General features: G+C 57.4%; 4 protein-coding genes. 3 read left to right on the top strand and 1 reads right to left on the bottom strand.

Going from position 1 to position 5,359, the window contains the following annotated elements; translation table 11 throughout:
- Window positions 1-900 precede the first annotated feature (900 nt).
- On the bottom strand, window positions 901-1,242 hold the full coding sequence (locus tag HQL56_17820; protein MBF0311378.1) for a hypothetical protein: 342 nt from the start codon (window positions 1,240-1,242) through the stop codon (window positions 901-903).
- Between the two features lie 631 nt (window positions 1,243-1,873).
- Here HQL56_17820 and HQL56_17815 point away from each other — a divergent pair.
- The 3 genes from HQL56_17815 to HQL56_17805 all read left to right on the top strand — a co-directional run bounded on the left by HQL56_17815 (window position 1,874) and on the right by HQL56_17805 (window position 5,266).
- A complete protein-coding gene (locus tag HQL56_17815; protein ID MBF0311377.1) occupies window positions 1,874-2,833 on the top strand; it encodes a cyclic nucleotide-binding domain-containing protein in 960 nt (319 codons plus the stop codon).
- Between the two features lie 361 nt (window positions 2,834-3,194).
- Window positions 3,195-4,547: an AAA family ATPase gene (locus HQL56_17810; GenBank protein ID MBF0311376.1), complete on the top strand. Its 1,353-nt coding sequence runs from the start codon at window positions 3,195-3,197 to the stop codon at window positions 4,545-4,547.
- The gene (locus HQL56_17805; GenBank protein ID MBF0311375.1) at window positions 4,544-5,266 is read left to right on the top strand and encodes a TIGR02646 family protein; all 723 of its coding nucleotides are present in this window, start codon (window positions 4,544-4,546) and stop codon (window positions 5,264-5,266) included. The genes HQL56_17810 and HQL56_17805 overlap by 4 nt, the downstream gene beginning before the upstream one ends.
- Window positions 5,267-5,359 lie beyond the last annotated feature (93 nt).

The following is a 5,359-nucleotide window of genomic DNA, read 5'->3' as shown; positions in this document are numbered from 1 at the left end:
GACCCGCTGCGGACCGCGGGGGGGCAAGGGGGGGCCTCATCCCCCCATCCTTGAAGCCGATTGAAGAGGAAAAACCCACCGCTGCCCCCAAATACCCCAACCCACTCCCGAAGGGGGGAACACCTCAACGGAACACGTCAACGGAACACGTCAACGGAACACGTCAACGGAACACGTCAACGGAACACGTCAACGGATGGGGAGGATGAGGCCCTCCCCTGGCCCCCTCCGGCGGGTCGAGGGGTAACACCGTTGCAAGCGGGTTCGAAATTGGTCATTTCACCTCTTGGCTTCGACCCGCCAAAGGCCAGGTCAACACCTCGGGGCGCTGCCCCGAACCCCGCCGGGGGGGATAATCCCCCCCGGACCCCCGTTATAGATGACGGAACCCTCTTCCCTCTTCCCTCTTCCCTCTTCCCTCTTCCCTCTTCCCTCTCCCCTCTTCCCTCTCCCCTCTTCCCTCTTCCCTCTTCCCTCTCCCCCTGCCCCTCCCCCTTTCCCCATAAAAAAACCCGGAGGGTCTCCCCTCCGGGCTTTTGCACCCGACTTCACACAACCGAATCAACGACCGCGGGCAGTACCCTTGGAGGTCGCAGGCTTCGCAGCCGGAGCAGCGGGCTTGGCGGCGGGCTTGGCAGCAGGCTTCGCAGCGGCGGGCTTGGCAGCGGCAGGCTTCGCAGCCGGAGCGGCGGCGGGCTTGGCAGCAGGCTTGGCGGCAGGCTTGGCAGTGGTAGCCATATTCGAGAATCCTTTCCTTACATGACTGAAGTGATAAAAACCCCATGTCGAGGATGATCATGGAGCCCGACGGCCACGAGGATCGTTCTGTTCCCCTGGCTGCAAATCAATATCACCCACCCCGGGAAAAACAGCCCACCGGCTGTCCTTTACACCGGATTATCACCTTTTGGGAGTCGGCGGCGGCGGAGCCCCGTCAAGAGGCGCATCAGGCTCATCCGGACCACCCAAACCGACGTTGTTCTCCTTCAAGTCCTGAACACACTGATTGACGTAAGGCTTGACCTCGTCCGCCGGCACCTGATCCTCATCGGCATAACGTTCGCAGGTCAAACGCAACTCTTCATCAGTCGGCCTGGCGGCATCGGCAGCCCAAAGCGGAGCCACCACCAACAAACCGGTCAGAACCCCCCACAGCCCGACAAGAAGAGCCGGACAACCCGGCCTCCGATACGGTACCGAACCCCGTGGCCGACCCGCTGACTGGCCCGTTTCATCCTTCATGGCCGATCGCTCCACCATCCCTGTGCAAGCCCCGGAAACACCCTCTCACAAGGTCTTTTATATAGGGTAAAATCGCGAAACATGTAAAGCAAAAATCGCTGTCGAATCGGTGGATTGGTTGCATTTTCCCCCAGGCCCGTCCCGTCCGGGAGTTTCGTCGCGAAACCGGCCAGGGCGCGTCAGAACAAGGCGAGCCGGGAACTCCCGGATCGGGGGATCCGAAAAAAGCACCCACCGCAAAAGGAGCCTCCCTTCCACCACAAATAGTGTTTGACACGACGGAAACCCATCTGATACCTCATTGACAGGCCGTTGCCGCAACGATTCCGGACGAAGCCGTGAACCGGATGATGCGGATGGGTCGCAGCCGTCAATGGGTGACGGCGCTGTTTTTGCTTCCCGGATCAGGAAAAGGATGTCAACCCACCGCAAGCCACGCCACTCTTCTCACCCGGACCAATTGCGAAACCATCTCGGACACGGCATAAAAAATCCATATAAATGAACACCGAAAAGCCAAACGATATAATATTTTTTTACTTTTTTAGGGACAATACATTAAAAAGATACTACAACTGGCTGGGGGGAGTCTTGCAACGCCCTCACCCGAAACAATAAACCAGGGGGAGCAATGAACGCCAAGGCATCACGGCAACTGGGCCAACTTTACCAGGCCGGGGAGATCATCTACCGCCCCGGTGACGCAGGCGAAGCCCTCTACGTCATCCAGGAGGGCGAAGTGGAGGTGCTTCTGCAAACCTGGCGCGGAGAGGAACAACTGGCCTTGCTGGGCGCGGGACAAATTTTCGGGGTGGTCTCCCTGTTCACCGCCGACCGTCAACGCTTCACCACCGTCCGCGCGGTTTGTGACAGCCACATTCTTTCCGTGGACGAACGCACCTTCATCCACCAGTTGCATTACGACCCCTCCCTGGCCTTTCGGGTGCTGCGCCACATGGCCCAGCGCATTTACGATCTGGATCATCAGCGCATCGAGCCCCCCTGCGACCCCGACTCGCCTTCGCCAGCCCTGACGGCGGCGGAACGCAAACTGCCCAACGTCTTCGACTACAGCGTGGGCTACCACATTCTGGTGGTGGAGGACGACACCGATCTGCAGGGACTGGTCTCCACCTGGCTCTCCCGCATGTCGGTGGAAAAGGAGATGCCCCTCCGACCGCCCAAATTCTCCCTGACGGGGGTGGTCAGCCTGAACGAGGCCATCTACCGGCTCGACAAGGAGAAGTTCGACCTGATCCTGCTCGATCTCAACCTGCCCGACAGCCAGGGCATGGAGACCTTCCGGCAGGTGATCGGGCGGGCCTTCGACACGCCGGTGGTCATCTTCACCGGCGAGGACGACGAACAGCAAGCCATGGAAGCGGTGCATCAGGGCGCCCAGGACTATCTGGTGAAAAACGCCGTCACCCGCCGCCAGTTCGTGCGCTCCATCCGCTACGCTCTGGAACGCCACCGCTTCGTGACCGGTCGCGGCACCCCCCCCACCGCCACCTCACGGGCCAAGGAGGCCAAAGGCTCCGGGAAAAGCCGCTCCAACTTCTTGAAAAAACTGCTCTTCTTCAAGGGATAGGCCGGCGGATCGTTGCACAAAAGCGCATGAACCAAATGTTTGGTTCATGCGCTTTTCTTCACCAAGACGTTGCAAAATTCCCGCGACTGGAAATTGTTTGACTTTCAATATGTTATCCTTTAAATATCAAAAAAAGAAAATATTCAATCTGTTGACTTTCGCTTCTATTAAATGAGCAAGTTACCAGACAGCGAAGCAATGAGTCTTGATGATCAAGATGGAAAGTAACTTATAAAGTCAAAGGACAGAACATTTCCTTTTTTTGATATTTAAAGGATAACATATTGAAAATCAAAAAATTTACGCTATCATCCCATCATTGAAGGATCTCACTCCTCTTACCCGAATGCGGAAGTCGGCAATGAAGCTGGCCCACATCACCATCGACAATTTCCGCTGCTTCCAAAAGCTGGACCTCGATCTGCACCCGGAGTGCAATCTCTTCGTGGGCATCAACGGCGCAGGCAAAACGGCGATTCTGGATGCGCTGGCGTTAGCATTGGCTCGGATTGTCGAAGCTAATTTGGGGATCGAGGGAAACGTTTGGGATAGCTCTTATATAAAAGGTTTACTTAAGAGGACTGATATCTCCATCCCGTTTAATCTTGGTCCCCGGGAAAACCCGGTCAAACCGGTGATCTCTTTTGACACGGTTTTCAAAACCCCTATCCTCCAGGTGCGCGTTGGAGGCAATGAAATCCGAACTCATCAAAAATACGATTTTACCCAACAAGGTGATCCTACAATATCGAAAAGCAATGACGGAATAGATCAATATTTCTATAACCTGTCGTTTGCCATTCTTTCCTCTCCCGAAACTCCGACTCCCTACCCCGTCGTTGCTTACTACCGCGCCACGCGCCGCTTGTCCGGCATGCCGGAAATGGGCGACATCTTCCAGGTCACTTTGGAGCGTCACACCGCCTTCATCGACGCTTTGGACGCCGGGGGCAACTATCGGGCAATGTGCCAGTGGTTCTATCTGCGGGAGAACATGGAAATGCGGGAGCAGCGGGTTCATCCCGAGGGCTTCGGCTTCGAGCTGCCTGATCTGAAAGCGGCGCGCAACGCTTTGAAGATCCTGTTGGGGGACGTGGAGCGGGTCTTTTTCGATGGGGCCCCGCCGGTGTTGAAGGTGGCTTTGAGGAAGGCGGACGGTGCTTCGACGGTTTACACGCTGGAGCAGTTGAGCGACGGTTATCGCAACCTGTTGGGGCTGGTGCTGGACTTCGCGCGGCGGCTGGCGGTGGCCAACCCCCATCTGCCCGATCCGCTGCAAGCGCCGGGCATCCTGATGATCGACGAGATCGATCTGCACCTGCACCCCACCTGGCAGCATCGGGTGATCCCCACCTTGCGGACGATATTCCCCAACACGCAACTTCTGGCCAGCACGCACAGTCCGCAGATTGTGACCACGGTGCGTCCGGAAAACCTGTTCATTCTCCAGGATGGCGGGGTCCATTCGCCGGGGAGCAGCACTTACGGGGCGGAGAGTGGACGTGTGCTGTCCCAGGTGATGGGCACCCCGACCCGGCCTCCGGGGGAGGTATCCGACGCACTGCATCGGCTTTCCGTATTGATCAATCAGGGCAGTACGGAGGAAGCGGAGGGATTTCTGCGGGAGTTGATGTCGCAGATTGGGGACGATGACCCGGCATTGACCAAAGCGGAGATTCTGTTGCGCACCAAACGGCGGATGCAATCCCCATGAAGCGGTGCCTCAAGCCGGCGGAGCCGGCCTGCCTTCAGCAATTTCGCGCCGAAAACCCGTCGGGCTCCTGGGAAGATCTGCGAAACGAAGGGCGGGATTGTTATGGTGAGTTGCGACAAACCCTGTTCAAGGGGCAGGGGGGACTTTGCGCCTACTGTGAAATTCCGATTGGCGACAACAATCAACAGATAGCCCATTTTCACCCCAAAAGCGATCCGACCACGGATCGCAACTGGGCTTTGCACTGGGCGAATCTCTGGCTGGCCTGCAAGGGAGGGACGCAGGCGAGTTCTGAAAAGGAGCGCTATTTGCCTCCTTTGCCGGAGAACAGAAGCTGCGACGAACACAAGGAAGATCGTATTGTGGACGACACCGTGTTCTCTCCGGGGGGCATTCCTCTTTATCCCCGTTTGTTCACCTTCGAGGTTGATCTCGCCAAGGAAATGGTGATGATGGTTCCGGAAGCTGCGTTGGACAACCCGCAGTGGCAGCAAAAGGCCCAGGCGACCATTGACACCTTCAACCTCAACTGTCCTCGTCTGTGCAAAGCTCGTTATGGCTGTTGGGAGGGTATTGTCGAGCTGATGGACAACGGGGCGAATGTGGCTGCCGTGTTGGGCCAGGACAACGGGTGTTGGCCGCGATTTTTCACCTTGATTCGCTGGCAGTTTGGTCAGGCTGCCGAGACGTATCTGCAAGCCATTTCGTATTGTGGTTGAGGTAGAAGGAAGGTAACGTCCCAGGGGTGCCCCCTTCCCCAGGGTATGGGAAGTCAACGGCTAACGTCCCAGGGCGCTGCCCTGGACCCGTCG

The sequence above is a fragment of the Magnetococcales bacterium genome (assembly GCA_015231925.1).
In the GTDB taxonomy this organism is placed as follows: domain Bacteria; phylum Pseudomonadota; class Magnetococcia; order Magnetococcales; family JADGAQ01; genus JADGAQ01.
This window is presented reverse-complemented; position numbering and strand designations above follow the sequence as displayed.

Bases quoted from the DNA above. Each gene is read 5' to 3' on its own strand.
- HQL56_17805 (MBF0311375.1), top strand. From the start codon at position 4,544: ATGAAGCGGTGCCTCAAGCCGGCGGAGCCGGCCTGCCTTCAGCAATTT.
- HQL56_17815 (MBF0311377.1), top strand. From the start codon at position 1,874: ATGAACGCCAAGGCATCACGGCAACTGGGCCAACTTTACCAGGCCGGG.
- HQL56_17810 (MBF0311376.1), top strand. From the start codon at position 3,195: ATGAAGCTGGCCCACATCACCATCGACAATTTCCGCTGCTTCCAAAAG.
- HQL56_17820 (MBF0311378.1), bottom strand. From the start codon at position 1,242: ATGAAGGATGAAACGGGCCAGTCAGCGGGTCGGCCACGGGGTTCGGTA.